Origin of the sequence: Sphingomonas cremea, from assembly GCF_021502585.1 — a bacterium.
GTDB lineage: Bacteria > Pseudomonadota > Alphaproteobacteria > Sphingomonadales > Sphingomonadaceae > Sphingomicrobium > Sphingomicrobium cremea.
This window is the reverse complement of the sequence record NZ_JAKFGM010000002.1, coordinates 205,953-230,336: the sequence shown is the minus strand read 5'-3', so window position 1 is coordinate 230,336 and position 24,384 is coordinate 205,953. Positions and strand designations below refer to the sequence as shown.

Sequence of the window (24,384 nt, the reverse complement as noted above, 5' to 3'; positions counted from 1 at the left end):
TTCAAATGACCGATATCGTGCCCATCCGCAGGGCGCTCATTTCGCTTTCGGACAAGAGCGGGCTCGACCAACTGGCAACCGGCCTAGCCAACGCCGGAGTCGAACTGGTCTCGACCGGAGGAACGGCGGCTAAACTTCGCGAAAATGGCTTCGCAGTCCGTGAAATTAGTGAACTTACCGGTTTTCCGGAGATGATGGACGGACGGGTCAAGACGCTTCACCCCAAGGTCCATGGCGGCCTGCTGGCGGTACGCGACAATGCGGAACATGTTGCGGCCATGGCGAAGCACGGCATCGGTGCGATCGACCTGGTAGTGGTCAACCTCTATCCGTTCGAAGTGACCGTGGCGAAGGGCGCGCCGCGCGACGAGATCATCGAGAATATCGACATAGGCGGCCCGTCGATGGTCCGTTCGGCGGCCAAGAACCATGACTCGGTGGCGATTGTAACTGACCCGGCCGACTATGCCGAGCTGCTCGATCAGCTCGAACGCCAAGGCGGTACTGACCTCGCCTTCCGCCGCAAGCTGGCTGCCAAGGCTTATGCGCTAACCGGCGCATATGATTCGATGATCGCCAGCTGGTTCGCATTCGCCGACCAGCAACAGTCTTATCCCGATATGCGCTTCATCGTCGGCAGGAAGGTGCAGGAGTTGCGATATGGTGAGAACCCGCACCAGAAAGCGGCGCTTTACCTGCCAATGGGGCCTACCAGGCCCGGCATAGCGCAGGCGCGACAAGTCCAGGGCAAGGACCTCAGCTACAACAATCTCAGCGACGCCAATGCCGCCTTGGAGCTTGTCGCAGAGTTTCGCGACGGCCCGCCGACGGTGGTGATCGTCAAGCATGCTAACCCGTGCGGGGTCGCCAGTGGCGAGAACCTCCTTGACGCCTGGAACCAGGCCTTGGCCTGCGACAACGTCTCAGCGTTCGGCGGGATTGTGGCGGTCAACCGGCGGCTCGACGGAGCGACGGCCGATGCGATCTGCTCGATTTTCACCGAAGTTGTGGTAGCGCCCGATGCGGATGACGCGGCGATCGCCGCATTTGCCCGCAAGAAGAACCTGCGCTTGCTTCTGACCGGTGGCTTGCCCGACCCGGCTCGTACCGGGCAGACAGTGGCTGTAATTGCCGGCGGGATCCTGGTTCAGGATCGCGACAACGGCATGCTGACGCCAGACATGTTGAGGCAAGCATCAAAGCGCGCGCCGACCGAACAGGAACTGAAGGATTGCCTCTTCGCCTGGACTGTCGCCAAGCACGTCAAGTCCAACGCAATTGTTTACGCCAAGGATGGCGCGACTGCGGGGATCGGGGCCGGGCAGATGAACCGGCGAGATTCGGCGCGGATCGCGGCAATCAAGGCGCGAGAGGCCGCCGAAGCCCATGGCTGGCCTGAATCACACACGGTTGGTTCGGCTGTGGCCTCTGACGCGTTCTTCCCTTTCGCTGACGGGCTACTTGCGGCGGTTGAAGCCGGAGCGACGGCAGTGATCCAACCCGGTGGCTCAATCCGCGACGACGAGGTCATCGCTGCCGCCGATGAGGCGGGCCTTGCGATGCTGTTCACCGGAATGCGTCACTTTCGCCACTGATTTTGCTTACCCGCAGGAAGGCACGTTCAAAGGGGCGCGTCGCCCCCGGTCGATGGGTCGGGCAGCGAAAGATTCTCGATATCTGCTTTCTTCATTCGGAACAGCTCGCGATCCTCGGGGCCGAATCCCTTGAACCACAGCACCGCGCCGAAAGCGGAGAGAATGGCGGGGATGCCGAAAATCAGTTCGGCCCACTCGGGAAGTCGAATGGCAATCTCGCCGACGGCCACCGCCGCCGCGGCTGCCCAGACCAGCGGCCAGCGCCAGCCGGACACTCGATGGCCGAGTATGTGGCTGAGGAGTCGAGACTTGATGATCGCAGCTAAACCCAGCGACAGCATGAGAGCAACGGCCGGCCCCGTGGCCTGCCACATCACCGGCCAACCCCAGTGGCGCATCAGCAGGATCAGCCCGGCCGCCAGACCAGCCTCCAGCAGGATCATGGATAGGCTGATCATCATGTTTCTATGGCGGGCGGTGTAGATCAAAGCAGCCTCACTGACTGCGGCCGTGGCGGCGACGACTTCGGCCGCAAGCAGGAAGCCGAGGGCCGCGGTTCCGGCGACAAAGCCGGCGCCAACCAGGCCCATCACTGCTTCACCGGGAATCCCCAACGCCAAGGCTACTGCACTCTGGGCGGCGATAACCCAGAAACCGACTTGCCGGATTTGCTTGGCGACCGCCGCCTTGTCGCCCTCAGCCAGGTTGCGGCTGATTACCGGTCCAAGGATCGGGTCAAAGCTCGTCTTCAACTTGGCCGGCAGCGACGTTACTTGCTGGGCCACGTAATAAATGCCGACCACTGCCGGAGAAAAGAACAGCCCCATCACCGCAATATCGACACGGCGCGAACCCCATTCGACGGCGTCGGCCGCGGCGACCGGCAGGTTTCGCCGTGCCATGCGCCACAGGGCGACGGGCTCCGGGTGCCAATCTCGGGGCAGGCCGTAGTTGCGAAGAAACGGGATCATCGACGCGATTGAAGCCCCGACCATCGACAGGACATAGGAAATGATCAGGCCGTCTCTCGTTGAAATGAACGACCATACGAAGGCGGCGATGGAAATGGTCCATGGCTCGACGACCGCTCGGGCGCGGACCGTCGAAGCGACGTCATGGCGATAGGCTAGCGCGGCCAGACTGATGTCCGACCAGGCCAGTGCAATCACGGTCACCGGAAGCAGCCATTCCAATCCCGTTATCTCGCTATTGGGAAACATTGCCTGCGGGAAAGTCATCAGGATCGCCATGGCAATTGCCGATCCGACTGCGGCGACGATCAAGGCGTCCCATACGACACAGACGTGCGGTTTGTCGGTCTTCGCCAGCTGCTGGGCGAGACCGCGCTTAAGGCCAAGCGTCGCCAGTTGCGCGGCAAATTCGACGATCAATACGGCATAGGCGAAACGGCCAAGTGCTGCCGCGCCATAGATTCGGCCCGCGATAAAAAGGAATGGCAGTCGCGCCATCAGGCGCAGGACGAACCCAAAGAAGTTGATCCGCCCGCCTCTCGCCAGCGCGGCGAGGTCGGCTGACGGAGCCGTGTCGATCACAGTAGCCTGGCTCAATGCGCCGCGCCCCAGTTGAGGCCCCAGCCAACCTCCACATCCAAAGGCACGTCAAGCTTGATCGCCGGCTCTGCGGCATGGGCCATCGTCTGGCGGACAACTTCAGCCGCGACCTCTTCCTTACCTTCGGGCACTTCGAACACCAGCTCGTCGTGGACCTGGAGCAGCATTTTGACGTCGCTCAGGCCCGCGTCTGCCAATGCCGCGTCCATCCGGTTCATCGCCCGCTTGATCAGGTCCGCGCTGGTCCCCTGGATCGGTGCGTTGATCGCCGCGCGCTCCGCACCCGCACGAAACTGGGGGTTCGGCGCCCGGATATTGGGGAAGTGGGTCTTCCGCCCGAACAGGGTGCGGGTGAAACCCTGTTCGCGCACAAAGGCCAGCGTCTGGTCGATGTAATCACGGATACCCGGGAAGCGGGTGAAATAGCGGTCGATGATCGCTTTGCCCTCTTCCCGCGGAACACCGAGCCGTCCGGCGAGGCCCCAGCTCGAAATACCATAGAGGATGGCGAAATTGACGGTCTTGGCCTTGCCCCGGGTGTCGCGGTCGACGGACCCGAACAGTTCCTGCGCGGTCAGGGCATGGATGTCCTCGCCCTTGGCGAAAGCATCCTTCAACTGGGGAACATCGGCCATGTGAGCGGCTAGGCGCAGCTCGATCTGGCTATAGTCGGCGCTCATCAGAACATGACCGGGCTCGGCGACGAACGCGTCGCGGATCTGGCGGCCAATGTCGGTGCGGATCGGGATGTTCTGAAGGTTGGGCTCGGTCGACGCCAGCCGGCCGGTCTGCGCGCCCGACAGGCTGTAACTGGTATGGACCCGCCCGGTTTCGCGGTTGATCTGGGCCTGAAGCGCGTCGGTGTAGGTCGACTTGAGCTTGGTCAGCTGCCGCCAGTCGAGCACCAGCCGCGCCACTGGCACTCCCTCTGCAGCCAGTCGCTCTAGTTCGGTGACATCGGTGGAATATTGGCCGCTCTTGCCCTTGCGCCCGCCCTTGAGGCCGAGCCGGTCGAACAGGACCTGCCCAAGCTGCTGGGGCGATCCGATCGTGAAAGGGCCCTCCGCCGCTTCATAGACCCTCTGTTCGAGAGCTGCGATTTCCGTGGCGAAAGTGCCCGACAGCTTTGCCAGATAGTCGCGATCAACCTTGACCCCGCGCCGTTCCATCTTTCCGACAGTGGCGATCAACGGGCGGTCGACCATCTCATAGACCTGGGTCGATCCCTCGGTCGTCATTCGCGGCTTCAGGCGCAGCCACAGTCGAAGGCAAATGTCGGCATCTTCGGCGGCATATTCGGTCGCCGCGTCGAGCGGTACCTTATCGAAGCTGATCTGCTTGGCCCCAACCCCGCAGACCGATTTGAAGCTGATGCACTCATGCTCGAAATGGGCCTGGGCGAGTTCGTCGAGCCCATGGTTCGACTTACCGGCGTCAAGGTCGAAGCTCATCACCAGCGTGTCATCATAGGGCGACACGTTGATTCCAGCCTTGGCGAACATGACCCAGTCATATTTCAGATTATGGGCGATCTTCAGCACTGCCGGATCCTCGAACAGCGGCTTCAGCTTGCCCAGGACCAACTCGGCCGAAAGCTGCGAGGGAGCATCCGAATAAAGGTCGCCGCCGACATGGCCGATCGGAATGTAGCAGGCCCTGTTCGGCTGGGTGGCGAGGCTGATCCCCGCCAGCCTGGCGGTGATATTGTCGAGGTTGTCGGTCTCGGTATCGATCGCGACATAGCCCTGGTGCCTTGCCTCCGCGATCCAGCGATCCAGCGCTTCTTCGGTGACGACGGACTCATATTGAGTTCGGTCGACGACGATCTTCTCCGTCTCGGACGGCTTTGCTGAAGGCGCTGATCGTGACGCCATGACGTCAATTGGCCGCGCCCCGCCGCTCGACGCGCCACCGCCGCCGACGCGGTTCAAGAGCGACTTGAACCCCATATCCTCCAGGAACTCCTTGAGCGGCTCCGGCGGAATTCCTTTCAGTTCGAGGTCCTCGAGCGGTTCGGGCAACGGGCTATCGCAAATCAGCTCGACCAGCCTGCGGGACAGCCTTGCGGATTCGGCATGTTCGATAAGGTTCTGCTTCAGCTTCGGCTTGGTGATCTGGTCGGTCGAGGCGAGGACCGTTTCCAGGTCGCCATATTGCTGGATCAGCTGCGACGCGGTCTTGGGGCCGATACCGGGAACGCCAGGCACATTGTCGACGCTGTCGCCCATCAGCGCCAGCACGTCGCCGACCTTTTCCGGCGGCACGCCGAACTTCTCCAGCACCTGGTCGCGGCCGATGCGCCGGTCATTCATCGTGTCGAGCATGTCGACGCGGTCGTCGTCGATCAGCTGCATCAGATCCTTGTCGGAGCTGACGATGGTCACCTTCCAGCCGGCGCGAACGGCGGCATAGGTGTAGCAGGCGATGATATCGTCCGCTTCCAGCCCATTCTCCTCAATGCAAGGGATGGAAAAGGCGCGGGTCGCGGTCCGGATAAGCGGGAACTGCGGGACCAGGTCTTCGGGCGCCGGTGGCCGGTTGGCCTTGTACTGGTCGTACATCTTGTTGCGGTGGGTTTCCTCCGACGCGTCTAGGATCACCGCCATATGGGTCGGGCCGTCCGCCTTGTGCAGCCCGTCCGCGAGCTTCCACAGCATTGCGGTATAGCCGTAGACGGCGCCGGCCGGCACGCCATGCCGGTTGGTCAGCGGCGGCAGGCGGTGGTAGGCGCGGAAAATATAGCTCGATCCGTCGACGAGATAGAGGTGGTTCTGGTCTGCCATGTGCGCGCCTGCTCTAGCAGGGTAAACGCGCGATGCCAGCCTGTGCGGGAGTATTGACCATGGGTGAGAAATTCGAACGCCACCGGCAGCCGTGGACCAGCGACGAAATCCAGAAACTCCACCGGCTTGCCGGCAAGGGAATGAGCCTGAAGGCGATCAGCAAGGCAATGACCCGTAGCGAGGAATCGATCCAGGCGCGGGCCAAACAGGACGGGCTGAAGGTGAGCAAGCTGCGCTAGGCGCGCACGCTCCATTGACCGCCGCATTCGCTCATCCCGCGGCAGCTTCCAACCGCACGGGCAGCCAAGTTAACCTTTTCTAAGAGTGACGAGCGCAGACCTGTTCGTTGACAACGAACGGAGACTGATATGGGCGCGCCCGATTCTGGCATGCAAGCGGCCGAGCAGCCGACGGCTGAAACGCTGCTCACCGCGTTCAGGACGATCGGCACTGCCGACCGGCTGAAGCATGAGAACATGCTCGACTATTGGCTTTCCATTCGCGGCGACAAGGAATTTCCTCCGCTTCACGATCTCGACCCGCTGGAAATTACCGATGCCGGGCCTTGTTCGATTCTCCTCGAGCTCATCGGGGGCGGGCAGGACGCCGAGATTCGTCATCTCGGGGATGCATTGCGCGAGCATGTCACCGTCGATCGAATCATCGACGCTCCCAACCCCTCGCTCCTGTCCTGCATCGCCAGGAAGCTCCCAATCGTTGCCATCTCACGCGATTTCCTGGCCTTCGAGGACAGTTTCAGCAGCTCGGCCGGAACGACACGCTGCTGGGTGACCCTGCTGCCCCTCAGCTCCTGCGGTTCATGGGTCGACTATGTTTATGCCTTCGTCAGCGTCGAGGCGATCGACGGAGAGGACATCGAGCCCGTCGAAGTCGCCGATGCCGAAGAAGCACCGCCGGTAGATGAGCCGGCACCAGAGGTAGTTTCAGATGAAACCGAGGTCGCAGAGGACGCCACCGTTGAGGAGCCCGAAGCGGACGCCACGGTCGAAGAGCCCGAAGCGGCGGACGGCGTAATTCCCTTCGCGATCGAAGAACCTATCGATCCGCCAGAAGAAACCGCCGCGCCGGTTGAGGCTGTCGATGGCGGTGACGAAGCGGTGGCGGAAGAGTTTGTCGAGCCTCCGGAAGCCAAAACCAAGCCGGGGTTCGCGAAACTGCTCGACGACTTCGGCAACCTGACCGGTTTCTACGGCCAGGGAGTAAAGATCGACCCGGTCGTCGAGGCTGACCTGCCGCCCAGCGAACCTTCGGCCGTCGAACAGCCGTTCGACGAACCAGAGGAAGCCGCACCGGCGGACGTTGAGGAACCGGCGCAGGAACATGAACCCGCGCCACCAACATTGGAGGGACAGTTGCAGAGCAAATTGTCAGAAGTCAGGGCCATGGCCGACGAGGCTCGAATGGCCCGGTTGCGCGCCATTGCCGCGATGCATGAAGGCCTTAGCGCCGCTTATGATTTCGCAATCGATGCCGAAAGCAGCCCGGAAGAATATCTGCGGCTGGTCGAGGCGCAGGGCCTGAAGATTCAGCTTCGCGCCCCGATGGCGCCGGTGGTCAAGCTGACCTTCGGCGACTCATACGACGCCGCCACCACCGCGGACCTCGAAGCCGTCCTCGCCTGGGCGTTAAAAGAAGAGCTGCCGCGCGGCTCGCTTGCCGCGCAGATCGAGCAGGCGGGCGGGATTTCGGAATTGCTGGAGCAAGTGTCGCGACCTTCGTGAGGCCGCGACCAAGATTTGAGGCCTGAATTATTTGTTGGCCGGTCGCGCCTTTGGCGCCGCGCTTCGGCGCAGCCCCTCGACGACCGCATTTTCGGCGCATTGGCGCGAAATATCCGCGAGGATGGCGATATCCTCATCGCTGGCCTTCCTTGCCAGCCAATTGGTCCGGCTCGCGATGGAGCGCAGCTCGCGAATAGCCGCGTCGGGCAGCTGCTGCTGATCCTGCACAAGTCGATCGAACACCGCCTGGGACAGGGGCGTTTCGAATTCCAGGCCGATGAATTCCTCACAGTGCCAGGCGACCCGGCAGTGCTGGCCCTCGATGCCGGCGATGGCGAGCCATACCATCTTGTCGTCGGTGACCACGGTCGAACATTCGATGCGGCATCCATGGATGGACATGTCGATTACCCGGGCCGGCGCCTTGCGAACACCGTCGCGCATCGTCGCGCTCAGGTGCAGCGCAGTCCTGTCCGCGCGCCTGCGTTCAGTCCGTCCTTCAAGCTGTTGAGCCATGGCGAGTTCACTCCTCGTCCATTGTGAAGCAGGAAGAGTGAACAAATGGTTCGCGGAAGTTGCATCCAGTTCGCCCCCAAGGGCGCGGACAGGGGCTTTCGCCTTATTGGGGTTCTAATGGCAGCTTTCGACCCATTGCGGACATTAGGATATCGCGTTCACGATCCTGATCCCAAGTCCCAAGTTGAAGTCGATGGTGAGCAGGAGCAGGCAGACCAAGACGGCAAGGTTAGCCATTCTCCCCCTGATCAGAATCCCGGCCAACTGCAGCAAAAAATAAAGGACGAACATCGAGTAATCATACTGCCCGAAGCCGCGAATGCCGAAGGTTCCCATCAGCCAGCTTCGGCCCAGGTATGTGAGTAGGTTTGACGCAAGCACGAGACCGAAGACGAAGCTTTTCTGGCGGAAGTAATGATTGTCCAGATCGGTCCTTGCCGCATCTCCCTCAGGAAAAATCCAACTGCCTGCAACATAGTAAAAGCTGGATACTAACAGCCCGAATGCAAGCGTCAGGGGATTGACCGACATCGCATCTTGCAGCGTCCAGGCCACGAGCCAGAAGCTGGAAATGTCGAACATGAGCCAAATGGCGAGGAGCGGAGTCAGAAGGCCTAGCCGAACGTCCTTATAACCGTCCAGGGCGGCATTATGTCGGCGTCGGATCGACCTGGCGAAACCCGTTAGTATCTCAGCCAGCGTTAGGCCAAGAACGACGGCATATAACGAGAAGACCCAGTTGAGATTATCCATTGCTCTCAGCAGTACCCCATGTCGAGGGGTTGGCAATGGGACCCAGTCGTGCACCGGTCGATTGCTTCATCGCCTAACGACCGCTTTCCACCCATTCCGGTCATTAGCCACTGCAAACGCTTGTGCGCCGGTAACTTCAATAGACGCCGCCTCAGGGTTGCTTGGTGCGAAGCAGCATCGACGTGTCGTAGCCTAGGCCCTTCGCACGATCGATCAGCTTCTGGATTTCCGCTTCTTCCGGCGTGGCTTCGCGGTTCAGTATCCACAGATAACGCCCGGACGGCTCGCCCACGATTGACCAGCCGTAGTCGTCGGCGTGATCGAGCACCCAATAGTCTCCGTAGAAGGGACCGAAAAAGCTGACTTTCAGCTTGGCCTTGGTTTCGCCATCAACCACTTTGGCACGACCGCGTGCCTCGCTCGACTTGCCGCCAGGCTTCCGGCACCGGTTGAGCACGTCGATTTTGCCATCCGCCCGGAGCGAATAATCCGCGGTGACGCCTTCGCACCCTTGCTGGAAGCTCTGCTCGTACCGGGCAATTTCGTACCAGCGGCCGAGATATTTCTGCAGATCGACTGACTTATTGGGCTGAGGAACGGAACGGTTTCCGACTGGGTGCCGGGAAACAAGGGTCGAGCATGCCGCTAGGCCGATGGCTGCCAGCCCAATACCACCAAGGGCCAATAGTTTTGACGTTCGTTCCATCCCCACCGAACGTCGAAAGCGATTGGTCGTTCCTCCGTCGTATGCGCGAACGACGGGACGCAGGCTTTCGACCCATTCCAGCCATAGGCCGAATGTCCGCTTTCGACCCATTGCGGTCATTAAGAAGGCGTGTGAAACGACCCCATGGCAGACCATTGTTGCGAAATGATGCGGTCCAACGTTGAGAACGAGTGCGACCTGCATCCCGATAGATTTGAATGTCCCGACGCTCTCGTAAACTACGGCCAGCGAACGGGCGGGTATGGTTTAATCATTCACGACGGGGGTTGCTCCGTCATCTCAATAGCCTTTTGTCCCTGGTGCGGAACGAAACTGCCGAAACGCTAATGGCCGTTTTCCACCCAAAGCGGACACAAGCTAAGTCATTGCCACCTGCAGCGAAGGCGCGGGGAAGCAGCAGTCAGGGACACCGGTCGGGCAGCAGCAGCTCCAGTCGATTGCCCTCCGGCGTCGCCGAATAATCGCAGATTCGCGCCCATGACCGGACGATGTCTAGTCCGGCGCCACCACCGCCTTCAGGCCGCTCCCCTCGAGGTATCGCGGAACGCGGGTCGAAAGGGTGGCCGGGATCGACAATAGTGACTCGGGTACCTTCAGGCGCCCGAGCCATGCTCAACTCCACCCTGTCCTCGTCCGTCAGTCCGCCATGTTCGTAAAGGTTGGCGACCAGTTCCTCGATTACGATGCAGAGCCGGGCGCAATTGTCGTGCGTCAACGATTGCGCCTCGCCGAAGGCCCGCGCCGCTCCCACCGCCTGCAGGACCGCATTACGGCCTTTCAGCCGGCAATTGACCGGGCCCGAATTGGATTCGCGCTTGTTCATCGGATTCGCTATGTCACGTTACCGAAACGGTTGGGAGGCCCACTGTGCTTCGCTCATCCATTGGGATTGGACTGATCGCCATAATGGCCGCAACGCCGGCCATGGCGGAAATCGCCCGCATCAAGCAGAGCAGCGGCGCCGCTTCCGTCCAACGGGGCGCCCAGCAATTGAAGGCGTCGCCGGGACTGCAGCTGCTGGCCGGCGACAAGCTGGTCACCGGCAAGGATGGCCGGATGAGCCTTACCTTTGTCGACAATACGCGGTTCGCGGTCGGGCCCAACAGCCAGGTCTCGGTCAGCGATTTTCAATATGACCGAACCCGCCAGACGGGATCGTTCGTCACCCAGGTCGACCGTGGCTCCCTGGCCGTCGTTTCGGGCAAGGTCGCCAAGTCGAATCGCGACGCGATGAAGGTCCGGACGCCCAATACGTTGCTCGGCGTCCGGGGCACCAAGTTCATCGTCGAGGTTCCGGATTGATGCGCGCCGGTATCGCCCTTGCCGGCCTGCTGCTCGGCGGATGCGCGACTTCGTCGCTCGTCCTTCTTCCGGACGATGAGGGTCACCAGGGGTCGGTTGCCGTGCTGGAGGTCAAAGGCCAGCCGACTGACGCCGTCATCGCGGACGGCAACAGCCGCACCGCGCTGGGCAACAAGTCGCCGACCGCCAAGCCGCTCGGCAACAAAGGACTGAAGGAGCAGGAGGCCGCCTTGCTTACCGGCCTGCCACCGCCGGCGCGCAGCTTCACGCTCTACTTTGAACTGGGCACGGTTACGCTGACGCCCCAGTCGACGACCGTGCTGAACGCGCTCCGGGCCGAGATCGCGGGCCGGTCGGGGCCGGAGGTTGAGGTTATCGGGCATACCGACACGGTCGGCAGCGCGGATGATAATGACATATTGTCGATGCGGCGGGCGGAAGAAGTGTTGAACTGGCTGGCCTCCCAGGGCTTTGACCGCTCGATCATGTCCGCGGTCGGCCGCGGCGAGCGCGAATTGAAGGAGCCGTCCGTCGACAATTTCGACAGCCCCATCAATCGCCGCGTAGAGGTTATCGTCCGCTAGCCAAGGTAACGCACCGCCATGACCGTCAGGTCGTCGGTGGCTTCGGTCCCATCCTCGAACTCACGAACCTTCACCCGGATATTCTCGCAAATCTCGACCGCGCTGCCGGTCTTCGCCCGGATTTCCGACAGGATCCTGTCGCTGCCGAATAGCGCACCTTGTGCATTTTGTGCTTCGGTCACGCCGTCGGTCACCAGCACCAGCGTCTCGCCGGGCCGCAGCTTCAACGCCTCCCGGGGATAGGGGAATTCGGTGATCGAGAAGGGTGGCCCACCATCCAGGCGCACACGGGTCGCCTCCCCGGTGGCAGAGATTAGCAGCGGGTCTTCATGGCCCGCACAAACCATCCGCACCTCTCCCGTCGCCAGGTCCAGGATGCCGAGGATCATGGTGACGCTCATTGCCTCGCTATTGTCCTTGAGCAGCTCGGCATTGATAGCTTCCGCCATGGTGACCGGATCGGCTTCCATGCGCGAAAGCGCGGCACTGGTCAGTGCTTTCGACATGGCCATGAACAAGGCTGCCGGAACGCCCTTTCCCGTGACATCCGCGATGGCAAAGCCGATCCGGTCGTCGGCGATCTTCATGGCATCGTAGAAATCGCCGCCAACCGACTTGGCGGGTTCCAGCAAGGCATCGATATCGACCCGCGGATCGAGGTTCCTGAGCCGGGAGCGGGGCGGCACCATGGCGATCTGGATGGCCCGGGCGGCGTGCAGCTCGCCTTCGTTCTCGGCCGCGACAATCCGCTCCTGGACCAGGGTGTCGCGCAGCCGCTCCCGGTCGATCCGTGCCAGTGCGAAAAGGCCTAATGCAACGCCGGCGACCGCCCCGCCCCCAACCAGCAGGGGGCGTGCGGGATCGAGCAGGAGCTTGGCATTTGCAAAGGCAAACCAACTGAGGATCGGCACGGACAGGAATATGGCGGCAACGAAGATTCGATATGCCCTGCCGAAAATCGCGCTTCCCAGGGCGAGCAGCGCGAGCAGTGCCGCCGCCGCCCATTCCGCCGGGCCGGCCCAGGCCGGTCGCTCAAGCCATCCTCCCCGCAGGATTGCATCCACTGCCTGCGCCTGCACCAGCGGTCCAAATTCCTCGGCCCCGATCGGAGTCGCTGCGATGTCCGAAGTGCCGTCCGCGGACAGGCCGATGAGCACCGCCTTGCCAGCGAATGTGTCGGGCTTGAGGTGCTTTGCATCCCCCAGAACGTCGGCGGCGGAGATGATCTTGTCCGCCGGAAAGGCACCGAAGTGAAGGCGCATTCGGCCTCGGTGGTCCATGGGGATTCGACGGCTATCCAAGCCGATACTGCTCCCAGCCACCGCGATGGTCTCGGCATCCAACGCATCGCGCGCAATTTCAAGGGCGAACCCTGGCCGCGGCTTGCCGGCGGCGCGCATCACCAGGGGTATGCTGCGGACTATTCCATCGCTCTCCGGCTTGACGTTCACCAGGCCATGGCCAAGCGCGACGTCATCCAACTCGGGTATGGCGGCCAGCTCTGCCGGCCAGCTGTCGACGGCCTTGGGAAGCGTGCCGTCAATGGGGGCATCGGCAATGGGCGCTTGACCCTCTGGCGCCTCGTCTACCCCGGCGTGACCGAGCACGACCGGCGCCGCGCCAATGACCTTGCCGAAAAATTGGTCCATCGGTTCCAGAGCGCGGACCTTGGCCGCGATGTCCGGGTTGAGTTCCGGGTAGAGCGACACGAAGTTCGCTGGCCCTAGCTGGTCATGTTCCGGGAAAAAGATGTCGAAGGCGATGACCTTGGCCTTCCTGGCCGCAAGCTCTTCGGTCAGCCGGGCAAGGTAATAGCGGGACCAGGGCCAGGAACCGACCATTTCGATGCTTTCGTTGTCGATGAGCACGACACGTACGTCGGACTGCGAAAGGTCGCGCGGCCGGAATTCCTGCCAGCTGTCGAAGACGCCGCGCTGCATGCGCTCGCCGAGCGTAAGGGTGATGAATACCGCAATAAGGCTCATGGCCAACCAGGTCAGGAAGACCCGGCGCCCCGTCAGTTTGCGCTTAGACGCGGACTTCAAGCCCGTCATAGGAACAAATAACTTCCAGCGGTGATCCTTCGCGGGTCAGCTCCTCATAGCGGATGCTCTCCTCGTGCATCCGCTGGATATCTTCATCCTCGTAGGTCGGCTCATGATGGAACAGCGCAAGCTTCTTGGCCCCTGCCTCATGGCACAGGTCGACGGCGACCATGTTGCTCGAATGGCCCCAGTCCTCCTTCATCGAGACGCTTTCGGCGAGCGAATACATGGTGTCGAAAACTACCAGGTCGGCATTGCGGAAAAATTCGATGAACGCCGCCTCGACGTCCATCTTGTCCAATTTATGCTCGCTATCGGTACTGTAGATGACGGCCCGTCCATCGGCATCGGTGAAGCGGTATCCGTAGCTGTCGTGCGAATGCTGCTGAAGCTTCGTCTCGATCCGCACGCCGTCGACCTCATGGCTTTTGCCAGGGGTCAACTGCTCGAATTCGATATTGGCGCGCAGCCAGTCGAACGGCACCGGGAATGAGATTTCCTCCTGCTGGCGTCGAAGCGCTTGCTCGGCGTCAGGATGGGCGGCGTGAATTCGGATCGTCGCTTCGGGGTCGAACGAAGGCGCGAAAAAGGGGAAGCCCATGATATGGTCCCAATGCAAATGGGACAGGAAGAAGTTGTAGGTCTTCTTGTGCCCGGCCGCGTTCCTCCGCATCGAATCCAGCCCGAACGACCTTAGTCCGCTGCCCATGTCGCAGATGAAATAGGATCCGTTTCCGGCTTCCAGCTCGACGCATGACGTTGCCCCGCCATAATGGCTGCCTGCCGCGAAGCTTAATTCCCGATCGACGAAACGTTCCGCGTCGGCGCTGTTTTCGAACCGACGTCCATCGGCGGCGACCAAGGCGTTGGCGATCTTGTGCCTGATCGCCATCGCTGTGGGCGCGACCGGGAGCGACCCGCGAGTACCCCAGAATCGCACAAGCATTTGGACCCGCCCCCTTGGCTATCGTCGAATTTCTATCGTCTCGGTGATGGTGAACAATTTGTCGTAGCGGCTGATCGCGAGGATTTCCCGCATCACTTCGTTAGGTGAAGCAAGCGAAATGGTTACGCTGGCTTCCTGGCCCTGGCGCTTTGCGACCGTCAGCACGCGAAGGCCACGCGATGACATATAGTCCAGCTTCTGAAGGTCGATGATCACGTCGCCCAGGCCGGACTGCTGAGCCTGTTGGATGGCTTCGCTGAGTCCGGCCCCGAATGACTCCCAGCTGGCCTCGTCAACGCGGCCATGGACGGCGACGATGACCGCGTCCTCTCGGCGATCAAGGAAATAGTCCATCCATCGTCCTTTCGAAGTACTCGAACGCGACTGACCGGTTGTTACCTGTAACTCCGGCTTCAACGCAAATCTGTCGCCGGTAGGGACCTAAGGCACCAGCACAGTATCGACCGCCTCCGCGGCCATGTCCGGATAATCGAGCGTGTAGTGAAGCCCGCGGCTCTCATGGCGCGACAGGGCGGAACGGACGATCAGGTCAGCGACCTCCAGCAAGTTACGGAGCTCGATCAGGTCAGGAGTCACGCGGAAATGTTTATAATATTCCGTGACTTCCAGGCGCAGCATGTCGATCCGCCGCTTGGCCCGCTCCAGCCGCTTGGTCGTCCTGACGATGCCCACGAAGTTCCACATGAAGCGGCGGATTTCCCCCCAGCATTGCTGGATCACCACTTCCTCGTCGCTGTCGGTTACCCGGCTTTCATCCCAGGCCCTGATTGCCGGCGGTTCATGCAACTCGTCCCAATGAGCGAGGATGTGCTTCGCTGCACCCTCGCCGAACACCAGGCATTCAAGTAACGAGTTGGAGGCCAGGCGATTGGCGCCATGCAGGCCCGATTGGGTAACTTCGCCTGCTGCATAGAGCCCAGGCGCGTCCGTCTTTCCGTCGATGTCCACGACGACGCCACCGCAGGTGTAATGCTGCGCGGGTACGACCGGGATTGGCTCACTGGTGATATCGATGCCGAGGCCGATCAGCTTTTCGTAAATATTGGGGAAGTGACCCTTCACGAACTCCGGTTCGCGATGACTGATGTCGAGATGGACATAGTCGAGGCCGTCTCGCTTGATTTCATGATCGATGGCGCGGGCGACGACGTCGCGCGGGGCCAGTTCGCCGCGCTCATCATAGTCGGGCATGAAGCGGTGCCCGGTTACGGGATGCTTCAATATCCCGCCTTCGCCGCGCACCGCCTCGGTGATCAGGAAATTTTTGACCTCAAGATTGTACAGGCAGGTCGGGTGGAACTGCATGAATTCCATGTTGGAGATGCGGCAGCCCGCACGCCACGCCATGGCGATTCCGTCACCGGTCGCGCCCCTCGGCGCGGTTGAATAGAGGTAGGTGCGGCCGGCTCCGCCGGTCGCCAGCACGGTGGCACGTGCCACCAGCGAATCAACGCGCCCGGTCCCCCGATTAAACGCATAAAGTCCATGTACCTCCCCGCTCGTGGTGAAATCGGCGGCGTGCCGGCCGGTAATGAGGTCGATCGCGACCATGTCGGGAATGAGGGTGATGTTGGGATGGGCCGCGGCGGCCTTTTCCAGCGCCTGCTGAACCGCCCAGCCGGTCGCATCCGCGACATGGACGATCCGCCGGTGGCTGTGTCCGCCCTCGCGGGTAAGGTGAAGTCCGCCATTTTCGGTGGCGAAGGGAACGCCCAGTTCGGTCAACCGGGCGATCGCCGCCGGCGCTTCGCCCACGACATGTTCGACGATCGCCAGGTTGTTGAGCCCCGCCCCGGCGATCATCGTGTCGCGAACATGCGCTTCGAAGCTGTCGCCTGCCTCCAGTACTGCGGCGATTCCGCCCTGGGCCCAGCCGGTCGCGCCTTCGTTGAGCTTGCCCTTGGCGATGACTCCGACCCTGAGCGTGGGGGCAAGGTTAATCGCCGCCGTCAATCCCGCCGCGCCCGATCCGACGACGAGCACGTCAAAGGCAAGCGCGGTCAAGCTGCGGCCTCCCGCGTCAGGCTCAGGAACACATCCTCAAGGTCCGGGTCGCGGGTTGAAACGTCGATGATTCCAAGCCCTTCACGCTGCAGGGCGGCAAGCACATCGCCGGCATTCACCTTGTCCTTGCGGTAAGTGATTTCAATCGTCCGCGGTCCGGTAATGTCGATCCGTTCGAAGCACGCGGCGTCTGGAGGACCGTCAAGGTCGCGATCGACCTCGACAACCACAGCCTTGTCCTGCGCCTTGGCAATCAGCTCGCGGGTCGGTTCGTTGGCGATCAACCGGCCGTGGTTGATGATGGCGATCCGGTCGCACAGCTGCTCGGCCTCCTCGAGGTAATGGGTGGTGAGAACTACCGTGACGCCTTGCTTGTTGAGGCCCCGGACATAATCCCACAGCTGCTGGCGAAGCTCGATATCGACTCCCGCGGTTGGCTCGTCGAGCACCAGGATGGGCGGCGAATGGACCATCGCCTTGGCCACCAGCAGGCGGCGTTTCATCCCGCCCGAAAGGGTACGGGCATATGCGTTGGCCTTGTCGGTCAGATGGACCGCGGCAAGCAGCGCATCGGTGATCCGTTCCGGCTTGGGAACTCCGTACAGGCCCGCCTGGATTTCCAGCGCTTCGCGCGGGGTGAAGAAAGGATCGAACAAAATCTCCTGCGGCACGATGCCGATCGACCGCTTCGCGTTGCGTGGATGTTCATCGATATCGAAGCCCCAGACGGTAGCGCTGCCGCCCGATTTCACCACCAGCCCGGCGAGGATGTTGATCAAAGTCGACTTGCCCGCGCCATTGGGACCGAGCAATCCAAAGATCTGACCCCGCGGCACATCGAAGCTGACCTGGTCGAGCGCCTGCTTCGGCGGGCTGCCCTTGGACCGATAGGTCTTGCACAGTTCCGTGATGCGGATCGCGGGTTCGGGCGTGCCGGTCATGGCGATTCGCATAGCCGCGCGTGAGCGGGCGCGAAAGCCGAACTGGTGAATGACTTATTTACCTTACTCATCATCCTCTTTTTTTAGTTAACCTTGATAAACATCCGGGCATGTTCCGTGCGGCCCGAGTTTCGGCGCTAATCAGCCTCTTTTCCGTGTCGCTTCCAGCAGCGGCGGCGGCTGCGCCCGTGCAAGCTTCGCCGACGGCCAGCGCCCAGGTCGTGTTGGTGCGGCCGCTTACCCTGGTGCGGACAGCCGACATGGATTTCGCGCTGCTGGGCGTGACGACCGGCGGCACCGCGACGATCGACCCTGTGACAGGCGCCATGTCCGTTACCGGGGGCCTGATCCACCTTGGCGGAACGCCTTCACCGGCGCGCTATTCCGGGGCTGCATCTAAACAGACGGTGGTCAATATTAAGGTCCCCAAAGCACCCGTGCTGATCCGGAGAGTCGGCGGCACCGAGACGCTCAGCGTTAGCAATTTCACCCTGGATGGCCAGGACAAGAAGATATTGGCGCAGCAGCAGAGTTTCACTTTCGCGGTGGGCGCGCAGATCGCGGTGCCGGCGGGCACGGTGGAAGGGCTTTATACGGGGCAGATCGACGTTACGGTCCAATATCCCTGACGGCCAATAGGATAAATTTCGCTGGTTAATTTCCAGGCAACGCAATGCATTGAATCGACGGTCATTCCTTTGGGCCATTGTCTGCACGATCCGCAAAATCGGCGGCGTGGGGAAGGACCGGAAATCGTGAAGCAATTCATCCCGCCATTGGCGATTGGCGCAGTCATGGCACTGGCCGCTCCCGCACAGGCCGCCCCTGTAGCGGCATCGCCGTCGGCGCAGGCCCAGGCGCTGATCCTGGTCCCGCTGACCCTGACCAAGGTCGACGACCTTGATTTCGGAACGGTCATTTCGTCGCCAATTTCAGGGACGGTCGTGATTCCGGCGGACGGAAGCGCACGCTCCGCCGCCGGCGGCGTGACGCTGGTACCCTCGGACCCCGGATTGCGCGCCCGGTTTGCGGGAGCTGGTTCGCCCGGCAGGCTGGTGATCATCAACGCGACCAATCCCGGCACGCTCAGCAACGGGCTTGGCGACACGGTCACGATCCTGGCGCTGACACTAGACGGCTCGCCGATCCGGACGATTGACCCGACGACCCGCGCCTACTTCTTTCACGTCGGTGGGATCCTGCAGATCAACGCCAACCAGGCAGAAGGCCTCTACTCGGCGCAGTTCGACGTCACCGCCGAATATCTCTGAGTCCAATTGAAGCCGCGCACCGGCGTTGCTAGGGCGGGATCATGTCCGACATTCCCCCGCCAGAGGTCATTCGCACCAAGCACCACCGCGTCGCCTGCGACGGTTCCGGGCAGGTTCCTCCTGCCCTGGGACATCCACGCGTTTATTATGTGATCGACGAGGCTCTGGGCTTTGTCGATTGCGGATATTGCGACCGCCGATTCGTCCTCGAGGGCGGCCCGGCAGACGAGCCGCAGGCCTCGTGACCGGCGCCCCGCGCGAGCTTCTTTATCGCGGAATCGATCCCGCCGAGGCCGCGGCGCTTGCGACCAGGCATTTGTCGCGCCACGACGATGGCGAGCTGTATCTTCAGTATCGAGTGACCGAGGCATTTGGTTTCGACGACAGCCGGCTAAAGACTGCCGACTTCCACACCGGATCGGGCTTCGGCCTGCGCGGAGTAACGGGAGAGACCACCGCTTTCGCCCACGCCAATGAGATCAGCGCTGCGGCGATCGAGCGAGCAGCGCAAACGTTGAAGCTTCTCGACCCGGCAAAGGGCGCACCATCGGAACCACCGCCGCGTACCAATCGGGCAATGTATGGCGACGACGATCCGCTATCGGCGATCCCGTTCGCGAAGAAGGTCGAGCTGTGCCAGGCAATCGATGCAGCGGCACGCGCCCGCGATCCACGGGTGGCGCAGGTCAGCGTGGCATTGCAGGGCAGCTGGTCGGTGGTAGAGATCGTCCGGGCCGGCGGATTCGCCGCGACCGACATCCGGCCGCTGGTCCGGCTCAACGTTTCGATTGTCGCCAAGCAGGGCGACCGTCGCGAAACCGGCACGTTTGGGATCGGCGGGCGCCATCTTTATGACCAGCTGTTCGATCCAGCGACCTGGAACCGCGCGATCGACGAGGCACTCGCCCAGGCGCTGGTCAACCTTGAGAGCGTGCCTGCGCCTGCGGGAGAGATGCCGGTGGTGCTAGGCCCTGGCTGGTGCGGTGTGCTGCTGCACGAAGCGGTTGGTCATGGCCTGGAGGGGGACTTCAATCGTAAGGGCACGTCGGCCTTCTCCGGCCGGATCGGCGAGCGGGTCGCAGCTCCAGGGGTCACGGTTGTCGACGAAGGCGCAATCGAAAATCGCCGCGGCTCGCTCAGCATCGATGACGAAGGCACGCCGACGGGCCGTACCGTTCTGATCGAAGGCGGTATTCTCAAGGGCTATCTGCAGGATCGGTTGAACGCCCGGCTGATGGGCATGGAGCCGACTGGAAACGGCCGGCGCGAAAGCTTTGCCCATGCGCCGATGCCGCGAATGACCAACACCTTCATGCTCGGCGGAAAGGACGATCCTGCGGAGCTTATAACGAGGGTCAAGGACGGCATTTACGCCAAGAGCTTCGGCGGCGGGCAAGTCGATATTACCAGCGGCAAATTCGTTTTTTCCTGCACCGAGGCTTATCGGATCGAGGGCGGTAAGTTGGGCGCCCCGATCAAGGGTGCAACTTTGATCGGCGACGGGCCAAGCGTGCTGACCCGCGTCAAAGGCATCGCCAACGACATGGCGCTCGACGAAGGCGTCGGCATCTGCGGCAAGGCAGGGCAGTCGGTTCCGGCGGGTGTCGGACAGCCAACCCTTTTGATCGATGGACTGACGGTCGGCGGCACCGCCGCGTGAGCCTGGTCGAACTCGCCCGCTACGGCACGCGCGTGGAAGCGGAACTTGCCCGGCTCGCGCTTGAAGCAGAAGGGATCGACGCGGTTATTTTCGATGCCGAGGCGAACAGCTTTTTCGGCGGAGGCGGGCTGATCAGCGTCCGGTTGATGGTGCTGGCAGACGACTTCGATGACGCGACGGCACTTTTGGCCGACGACAGGCGCTCCTAGTCCCGTAGCAAATGCGCTACCGGCCCCAGGTCGAACCCGGCCTCTCCGGCCAGGCGATTAAGTTCATCGCGCGACATGCCGTCCTCGCTCTTGGCCACAGCCCACGCCAGCGCAGAGCGATTGCCAGACCGGCAGAAGGCGAACAGCTTGCCATCGCCGGTTGAATGAATGGCCTCCCGCATCGCTTCGACGTCGGACGGCCCCATTCCTCGTGCGATCGGGACATGTCGATATTCGATCCCGGCCGCTTTTGCCGCGGCTTCGATCTCGTCTCCACACGGCTGACCGACATCCTCCCCATCAGGACGATTATTCACAATCAAGGTCACGCCAAGCTGCTTGAGCGCAGGCACATCCCCGGGGCTAATCTGCCCGTTGACCAGCGTCTTTTCGTCAAGCTGCCGGTGCATGTTCGACCTCCTTCGCCAGAGCGATCGCTTCCAGTAGCGACTCGCCGTGACGTTCCAGCTTTGTATCGCCGATCCCTTCGATGGCGGAAAGCTCGTTCAACGACGACGGCTTTCGGGCTGCAGCTTCGCGCAGCGTCGAATCGTGAAAAATGACATATGGCGGCACGCCTTGCTCCTTGGCGCGGTGGCGCCGCCATTCGCGCAGTGCCTCGAACAATGGATCGTACGGCAACTCGGGGCTGCTCGAGCGAGCCCGCCGCACCCGCTTTGGCGGGACGGCGATTACCAGCCGCTCGTCACCCTTCAGGATCGACTTGGCCCCCGGACCGAAGCTTAGCCCGCCATATTCGTCTGCACGCAGCGCATCGCGGGCCATTAACGATCGTGCCACGGGCCGGACCAGCGCCAGCTCGTCCGCATCCATGATTCCGAACACCGACAAGCGATCATGGCCGAACTGGCGGACCTTTTCATTGTCATCGCCGCCAAGCACCGCGGCTAGGTGGGCGACGCCGAACCGCATTTCCGTCCGAAACGCGGCGCTGAGCAACTTCTGCGCCACGGTGGTCACATCGATCGTTGCCGGCGGCTCGAGGCAATTGTCGCAATTGCCGCAGCGCTCGGGCGGCTCCTCGCCGAAGTGACGCAACAGAATCGCACGGCGGCAAGTCGCGGTTTCGACGAAGGCGGCCAGCGCATTCAATCGCTCGCGCTCCTGCGGTCGGCGTTCGGGTTCAACCTCGGTCTCGATGCGGCGGCGGGCGCGGGCGAAATCTTCCGCGCCCCAGAAGAGCCAGGCTTCGGCCGGGTCGCCGTCGCGCCCGGCACGGCCCGTTTCCTGGTAATAAGCTTCGATCGACTTCGGCACGCCGGCATGGGCCACGAAGCGGACGTCGGGTTTGTCGATGCCCATTCCGAAGGCGATCGTCGCGGCCATCACCATTTCCTCGCTGTCGACGAAGGCGGCCTGGTTGCGCTGGCGAATCTGGGGATCGAGCCCGGCATGATAGGCAAGCACGCGCCGATGCGGTGAATCGAGCTGTTCAGCCAGCTTGTCCGCCGCATTGCGGCTCGGCACATAGACGATCCCTGGTCCCGACTGGGCGGTCATCAGCGACTTGACCTGCTTGGTCGCGCCGTCGCGGGGACGGACATGATAACGAATATTGGGCCGGTCGAAGCCGGCGACGATCAGCCCATCTTCGGGAATGCCGAGCTGCACCAGAATGTCGGCGCGAGTGCGCTTGTCGGCTGTCGCAGTGAGCGCCAGCCGAGGCACGTCGCGATGCTGGTCGAGCAGGGGCAGCAGCAGTCGATAATCAGGCCGGAAATCATGGCCCCATTCGGAAACGCAATGTGCCTCGTCGATCGCAAACAGAGCGATGTCGGCTTCCTGCAACAGCCGTTGGAAAACATCGGTCGTGGCTCGCTCGGGCGCGACGTAGAGCAGGTCGAGTTGGCCATCGCGTAGCGCATCGCGGATGGCCCGCGGATCCTCGCTGGCGCTGGTCAGCGCGGCGGCACGAAAGCCGAAGCCGTCGGCGCTTCGCACCTGGTCCTGCATCAGCGCGATCAGCGGGGAGATAACGACAGCGGTGCCGTGCCGGGCCAATGCCGGCAACTGGTAGCAGAGTGACTTGCCAGCGCCGGTCGGCATCACGGCCAGGGTGTGCTGCCCCCCGATCGCGCGCTCGATCACCGCCTCCTGCACGCCGCGAAAGTGGGAAAAGCCGAAACGGTCGTGGAGAAGCTGATGCACGCTGGTCACAGAAACACCATTGCTGCGCATCAGGCGACACGCAAGCTTGCGCGGCGACTCTTCCGCCTGCCATGGACGAAATTGTGACGGTGCGCGTAAATATGGGCGTCGACGGGAAGGGCGACGCCATCTCGATCGATTTGGAGGAGCTTCTCGCGACCCGCCTGCTCGTCCAGGGTAATTCGGGAAGCGGCAAGTCGCACTTGCTGCGGCGGCTGCTCGAACGAAGCGCGGGTCAGGTACAGCAAGTGGTGATCGACCCCGAAGGCGACTTTGTCACGCTGGCCGAACGCTATGGCCATGTGCCGGTCGAGGCCGCCGACCATAGCGAGAGCGACATCGTCCGGCTCGCCGGCCGAATCCGCGAACATCGGGCGTCCGTGGTGCTCAGCCTGGAGGGGCTGGAAGCCGAAGGGCAGATGCGCTGTGCCGCCGCATTTCTGGGCGGCCTGTTCGATGCCCCGCGCGACCATTGGTATCCGGCGCTGGTGGTAGTCGACGAGGCGCAGCTATTCGCCCCGTCGGGTGGCGGGGAGGTTGCGGAGGAAGTCCGCCGCGCCTCACTGTCGGCCATGACCAACCTGATGTGCCGCGGCCGCAAGCGCGGACTGGCAGGCGTGATCGCGACGCAGCGGCTCGCCAAGCTGGCCAAGAATGTCGCGGCAGAGGCTTCAAACTTCCTGATGGGCCGCACCTTCCTCGATATCGACATGGCCCGGGCCGCTGACCTGCTCGGTATGGAGCGGCGCCAGGCCGAGGCGATCCGCGATCTCCCGCGCGGAACGTTCCTGGCCCTTGGTCCCGCAATTGCCCGCCGCCCGGTGGCGGTGGCGATCGGCGAGGTCGAAACCAGGGCACGCTCAATGAGCCCCAAATTGACCCCGCTCAATGCTCCCGTGGAAAATCTGCAGGAACTATTGTTTTCCAGCGCTGACGAACCGGCTCCACCGCTGCCAATCGTCGCATCGGAGCCGCGCCCACTACCTTCGGAGGCCCTGCTTCAGGCCATGGCATCCGGTATGCCGACACGGGCCGAACCAATGCCCGAGAAAAGTGCCGACGAAGCCGCGGCGATCATCGCCCAGGTCCTTTGTGCAATCGTTGAGGATGTCCACAGCGCCGCCCGGTCGGCTTCGGTCCTGCTCCAGGATTTCACCGTCCGCTGCCGAATGGCTGGGCTCGCCCGTCCGCCACTCGACCTCGCCGATTTCACACGCCGCCTGTCGATGGCCCGCGCCGGCATTTTCGATGGAGGTGACGAAAGCTGGGCGCCTGCACTCGAAGCCGCGCGCTCGCTTCCCGACGACATGCTGGGTCCGTTCCTGCTGGTCGCTCGGGCCGCCCGTGAAGGCGCACCCTGCCCGTCGGACGAAGCGATTGCGGCAAGCTATGGTACGGCTTCGCTTGGCCGCGCCCGGCGCCTGCTGCAGTATATCGAGAGCCGCGAGCTGATTGTCAGCCGCGTCGATCTTTCCGGCAAACGATCGATAGCGATTCCCCGCTTGGGTTGGGCCACTGCCTCGGCGTAGGCTGCTGCGTCCATTT

General features: G+C 62.4%; 25 protein-coding genes. 12 read left to right on the top strand and 13 right to left on the bottom strand.

The window, feature by feature from the left end:
* Window positions 1–5: 5 nt before the first annotated feature.
* On the top strand, window positions 6–1,595 hold the full coding sequence (gene purH, locus LVY65_RS07535) for a bifunctional phosphoribosylaminoimidazolecarboxamide formyltransferase/IMP cyclohydrolase (RefSeq protein ID WP_235067417.1): 1,590 nt from the start codon (window positions 6–8) through the stop codon (window positions 1,593–1,595).
* Window positions 1,596–1,621: 26 nt separating this feature from the next.
* Here purH and LVY65_RS07530 read toward each other — a convergent pair whose 3' ends face one another.
* Both LVY65_RS07530 and polA read right to left on the bottom strand, forming a co-directional pair.
* Complete coding sequence (locus LVY65_RS07530; protein WP_235067415.1) at window positions 1,622–3,163, bottom strand: lipopolysaccharide biosynthesis protein; 1,542 nt, start codon at window positions 3,161–3,163, stop codon at window positions 1,622–1,624.
* Complete coding sequence (gene polA, locus LVY65_RS07525) at window positions 3,160–5,949, bottom strand: DNA polymerase I (RefSeq protein WP_235067413.1); 2,790 nt, start codon at window positions 5,947–5,949, stop codon at window positions 3,160–3,162. Before polA ends, LVY65_RS07530 begins: the two co-directional genes overlap by 4 nt.
* Before the next feature lie 59 nt (window positions 5,950–6,008).
* Here polA and LVY65_RS07520 point away from each other — a divergent pair, with 59 nt between their 5' ends.
* Both LVY65_RS07520 and LVY65_RS07515 read left to right on the top strand, forming a co-directional pair.
* Window positions 6,009–6,188, top strand: a complete 180-nt coding sequence (locus LVY65_RS07520; protein WP_235067411.1) for a hypothetical protein — start codon at window positions 6,009–6,011, stop codon at window positions 6,186–6,188.
* A 129-nt stretch (window positions 6,189–6,317) separates the two neighbouring features.
* The gene (locus LVY65_RS07515; RefSeq protein WP_235067409.1) at window positions 6,318–7,691 is read left to right on the top strand and encodes a PAS domain-containing protein; all 1,374 of its coding nucleotides are present in this window, start codon (window positions 6,318–6,320) and stop codon (window positions 7,689–7,691) included.
* Window positions 7,692–7,718: 27 nt separating this feature from the next.
* Here the strand turns inward: LVY65_RS07515 and LVY65_RS07510 are convergent, their stop codons facing one another.
* The 3 genes from LVY65_RS07510 to LVY65_RS07500 form a co-directional block, all read right to left on the bottom strand.
* The gene (locus LVY65_RS07510) at window positions 7,719–8,207 is read right to left on the bottom strand and encodes a PilZ domain-containing protein (protein WP_235067408.1); all 489 of its coding nucleotides are present in this window, start codon (window positions 8,205–8,207) and stop codon (window positions 7,719–7,721) included.
* A 144-nt stretch (window positions 8,208–8,351) separates the two neighbouring features.
* Window positions 8,352–8,960 carry a hypothetical protein gene (locus tag LVY65_RS07505; protein WP_235067406.1) on the bottom strand — a complete coding sequence of 203 codons (609 nt, stop codon included), beginning with the start codon at window positions 8,958–8,960 and terminating at the stop codon, window positions 8,352–8,354.
* A gap of 151 nt (window positions 8,961–9,111) precedes the next feature.
* Window positions 9,112–9,786, bottom strand: a complete 675-nt coding sequence (locus tag LVY65_RS07500) for a lipocalin family protein (RefSeq protein WP_235067404.1) — start codon at window positions 9,784–9,786, stop codon at window positions 9,112–9,114.
* Between the two features lie 24 nt (window positions 9,787–9,810).
* Between LVY65_RS07500 and LVY65_RS13440 the strand changes: the two genes are divergently transcribed.
* Window positions 9,811–10,014 (top strand): DUF6980 family protein, encoded by a 204-nt coding sequence (locus LVY65_RS13440; protein ID WP_408021980.1) that lies wholly within the window; start codon window positions 9,811–9,813, stop codon window positions 10,012–10,014.
* 73 nt (window positions 10,015–10,087) lie between these two features.
* Here LVY65_RS13440 and LVY65_RS07495 read toward each other — a convergent pair whose 3' ends face one another.
* Window positions 10,088–10,510, bottom strand: a complete 423-nt coding sequence (locus LVY65_RS07495; protein WP_235067403.1) for an ATP-binding protein — start codon at window positions 10,508–10,510, stop codon at window positions 10,088–10,090.
* Window positions 10,511–10,593: 83 nt separating this feature from the next.
* On the opposite strand from LVY65_RS07495, the gene LVY65_RS07490 reads away from it, so the two are divergent.
* A complete protein-coding gene (locus LVY65_RS07490; RefSeq protein WP_235067402.1) occupies window positions 10,594–10,989 on the top strand; it encodes a FecR family protein in 396 nt (131 codons plus the stop codon).
* Window positions 10,989–11,573, top strand: coding sequence for an OmpA family protein (locus LVY65_RS07485; RefSeq protein ID WP_235067401.1), 585 nt, complete (start codon window positions 10,989–10,991; stop codon window positions 11,571–11,573). Before LVY65_RS07490 ends, LVY65_RS07485 begins: the two co-directional genes overlap by 1 nt.
* On the opposite strand, the gene LVY65_RS07480 is transcribed toward LVY65_RS07485, so the two are convergent.
* The 5 genes from LVY65_RS07480 to LVY65_RS07460 form a co-directional block, all read right to left on the bottom strand.
* Window positions 11,570–13,558 carry a CHASE2 domain-containing protein gene (locus tag LVY65_RS07480; RefSeq protein WP_235067400.1) on the bottom strand — a complete coding sequence of 663 codons (1,989 nt, stop codon included), beginning with the start codon at window positions 13,556–13,558 and terminating at the stop codon, window positions 11,570–11,572. The genes LVY65_RS07485 and LVY65_RS07480 overlap by 4 nt on opposite strands.
* A 43-nt stretch (window positions 13,559–13,601) precedes the next feature.
* A complete protein-coding gene (locus LVY65_RS07475) occupies window positions 13,602–14,564 on the bottom strand; it encodes an MBL fold metallo-hydrolase (protein WP_235067399.1) in 963 nt (320 codons plus the stop codon).
* A gap of 18 nt (window positions 14,565–14,582) precedes the next feature.
* On the bottom strand, window positions 14,583–14,918 hold the full coding sequence (locus LVY65_RS07470) for an STAS domain-containing protein (RefSeq protein WP_235067398.1): 336 nt from the start codon (window positions 14,916–14,918) through the stop codon (window positions 14,583–14,585).
* Window positions 14,919–15,005: 87 nt separating this feature from the next.
* The gene (gene nadB / locus LVY65_RS07465) at window positions 15,006–16,589 is read right to left on the bottom strand and encodes an L-aspartate oxidase (protein WP_235067397.1); all 1,584 of its coding nucleotides are present in this window, start codon (window positions 16,587–16,589) and stop codon (window positions 15,006–15,008) included.
* Window positions 16,586–17,530, bottom strand: coding sequence for an ABC transporter ATP-binding protein (locus tag LVY65_RS07460; protein ID WP_235067396.1), 945 nt, complete (start codon window positions 17,528–17,530; stop codon window positions 16,586–16,588). The genes nadB and LVY65_RS07460 overlap by 4 nt, the downstream gene beginning before the upstream one ends.
* Window positions 17,531–17,640: 110 nt before the next feature.
* On the opposite strand from LVY65_RS07460, the gene LVY65_RS07455 reads away from it, so the two are divergent.
* From LVY65_RS07455 to LVY65_RS07435, 5 genes are all read left to right on the top strand, one after another.
* Window positions 17,641–18,159, top strand: a complete 519-nt coding sequence (locus tag LVY65_RS07455) for a DUF4402 domain-containing protein (protein ID WP_235067394.1) — start codon at window positions 17,641–17,643, stop codon at window positions 18,157–18,159.
* Window positions 18,160–18,285: 126 nt separating this feature from the next.
* Window positions 18,286–18,801, top strand: a complete 516-nt coding sequence (locus LVY65_RS07450) for a DUF4402 domain-containing protein (RefSeq protein ID WP_235067392.1) — start codon at window positions 18,286–18,288, stop codon at window positions 18,799–18,801.
* A 41-nt stretch (window positions 18,802–18,842) separates the two neighbouring features.
* A complete protein-coding gene (locus LVY65_RS07445; RefSeq protein ID WP_235067391.1) occupies window positions 18,843–19,046 on the top strand; it encodes a zinc-finger domain-containing protein in 204 nt (67 codons plus the stop codon).
* On the top strand, window positions 19,043–20,461 hold the full coding sequence (gene tldD / locus LVY65_RS07440) for a metalloprotease TldD (protein ID WP_408021979.1): 1,419 nt from the start codon (window positions 19,043–19,045) through the stop codon (window positions 20,459–20,461). Before LVY65_RS07445 ends, tldD begins: the two co-directional genes overlap by 4 nt.
* Window positions 20,458–20,670 (top strand): putative signal transducing protein, encoded by a 213-nt coding sequence (locus LVY65_RS07435; RefSeq protein ID WP_235067390.1) that lies wholly within the window; start codon window positions 20,458–20,460, stop codon window positions 20,668–20,670. The genes tldD and LVY65_RS07435 overlap by 4 nt, the downstream gene beginning before the upstream one ends.
* Here LVY65_RS07435 and LVY65_RS07430 read toward each other — a convergent pair.
* Window positions 20,667–21,080, bottom strand: a complete 414-nt coding sequence (locus LVY65_RS07430; RefSeq protein ID WP_235067389.1) for a TIGR01244 family sulfur transferase — start codon at window positions 21,078–21,080, stop codon at window positions 20,667–20,669. The two genes, LVY65_RS07435 and LVY65_RS07430, sit on opposite strands and share 4 nt — an antisense overlap.
* Complete coding sequence (gene recQ / locus LVY65_RS07425) at window positions 21,064–22,869, bottom strand: DNA helicase RecQ (protein ID WP_456242940.1); 1,806 nt, start codon at window positions 22,867–22,869, stop codon at window positions 21,064–21,066. Before recQ ends, LVY65_RS07430 begins: the two co-directional genes overlap by 17 nt.
* Window positions 22,870–22,922: 53 nt before the next feature.
* Between recQ and LVY65_RS07420 the strand changes: the two genes are divergently transcribed.
* Window positions 22,923–24,368 (top strand): helicase HerA domain-containing protein, encoded by a 1,446-nt coding sequence (locus tag LVY65_RS07420; RefSeq protein WP_235067966.1) that lies wholly within the window; start codon window positions 22,923–22,925, stop codon window positions 24,366–24,368.
* Window positions 24,369–24,384: the final 16 nt, after the last annotated feature.

Coding starts and splice junctions, on each gene's coding strand:
- purH (WP_235067417.1), top strand. CDS start 6: ATGACCGATATCGTGCCCATCCGCAGGGCGCTCATTTCGCTTTCGGAC.
- polA (WP_235067413.1), bottom strand. CDS start 5,949: ATGGCAGACCAGAACCACCTCTATCTCGTCGACGGATCGAGCTATATT.
- LVY65_RS07520 (WP_235067411.1), top strand. CDS start 6,009: ATGGGTGAGAAATTCGAACGCCACCGGCAGCCGTGGACCAGCGACGAA.
- LVY65_RS07515 (WP_235067409.1), top strand. CDS start 6,318: ATGGGCGCGCCCGATTCTGGCATGCAAGCGGCCGAGCAGCCGACGGCT.
- LVY65_RS07510 (WP_235067408.1), bottom strand. CDS start 8,207: ATGGCTCAACAGCTTGAAGGACGGACTGAACGCAGGCGCGCGGACAGG.
- LVY65_RS07505 (WP_235067406.1), bottom strand. CDS start 8,960: ATGGATAATCTCAACTGGGTCTTCTCGTTATATGCCGTCGTTCTTGGC.
- LVY65_RS07500 (WP_235067404.1), bottom strand. CDS start 9,786: ATGACCGCAATGGGTCGAAAGCGGACATTCGGCCTATGGCTGGAATGG.
- LVY65_RS13440 (WP_408021980.1), top strand. CDS start 9,811: ATGGCAGACCATTGTTGCGAAATGATGCGGTCCAACGTTGAGAACGAG.
- LVY65_RS07495 (WP_235067403.1), bottom strand. CDS start 10,510: ATGAACAAGCGCGAATCCAATTCGGGCCCGGTCAATTGCCGGCTGAAA.
- LVY65_RS07490 (WP_235067402.1), top strand. CDS start 10,594: ATGGCCGCAACGCCGGCCATGGCGGAAATCGCCCGCATCAAGCAGAGC.
- LVY65_RS07485 (WP_235067401.1), top strand. CDS start 10,989: ATGCGCGCCGGTATCGCCCTTGCCGGCCTGCTGCTCGGCGGATGCGCG.
- LVY65_RS07480 (WP_235067400.1), bottom strand. CDS start 13,558: ATGAGCCTTATTGCGGTATTCATCACCCTTACGCTCGGCGAGCGCATG.
- LVY65_RS07475 (WP_235067399.1), bottom strand. CDS start 14,564: ATGCTTGTGCGATTCTGGGGTACTCGCGGGTCGCTCCCGGTCGCGCCC.
- LVY65_RS07470 (WP_235067398.1), bottom strand. CDS start 14,918: ATGGACTATTTCCTTGATCGCCGAGAGGACGCGGTCATCGTCGCCGTC.
- LVY65_RS07460 (WP_235067396.1), bottom strand. CDS start 17,530: ATGACCGGCACGCCCGAACCCGCGATCCGCATCACGGAACTGTGCAAG.
- LVY65_RS07455 (WP_235067394.1), top strand. CDS start 17,641: ATGTTCCGTGCGGCCCGAGTTTCGGCGCTAATCAGCCTCTTTTCCGTG.
- LVY65_RS07445 (WP_235067391.1), top strand. CDS start 18,843: ATGTCCGACATTCCCCCGCCAGAGGTCATTCGCACCAAGCACCACCGC.
- LVY65_RS07430 (WP_235067389.1), bottom strand. CDS start 21,080: ATGCACCGGCAGCTTGACGAAAAGACGCTGGTCAACGGGCAGATTAGC.
- recQ (WP_456242940.1), bottom strand. CDS start 22,869: ATGCGCAGCAATGGTGTTTCTGTGACCAGCGTGCATCAGCTTCTCCAC.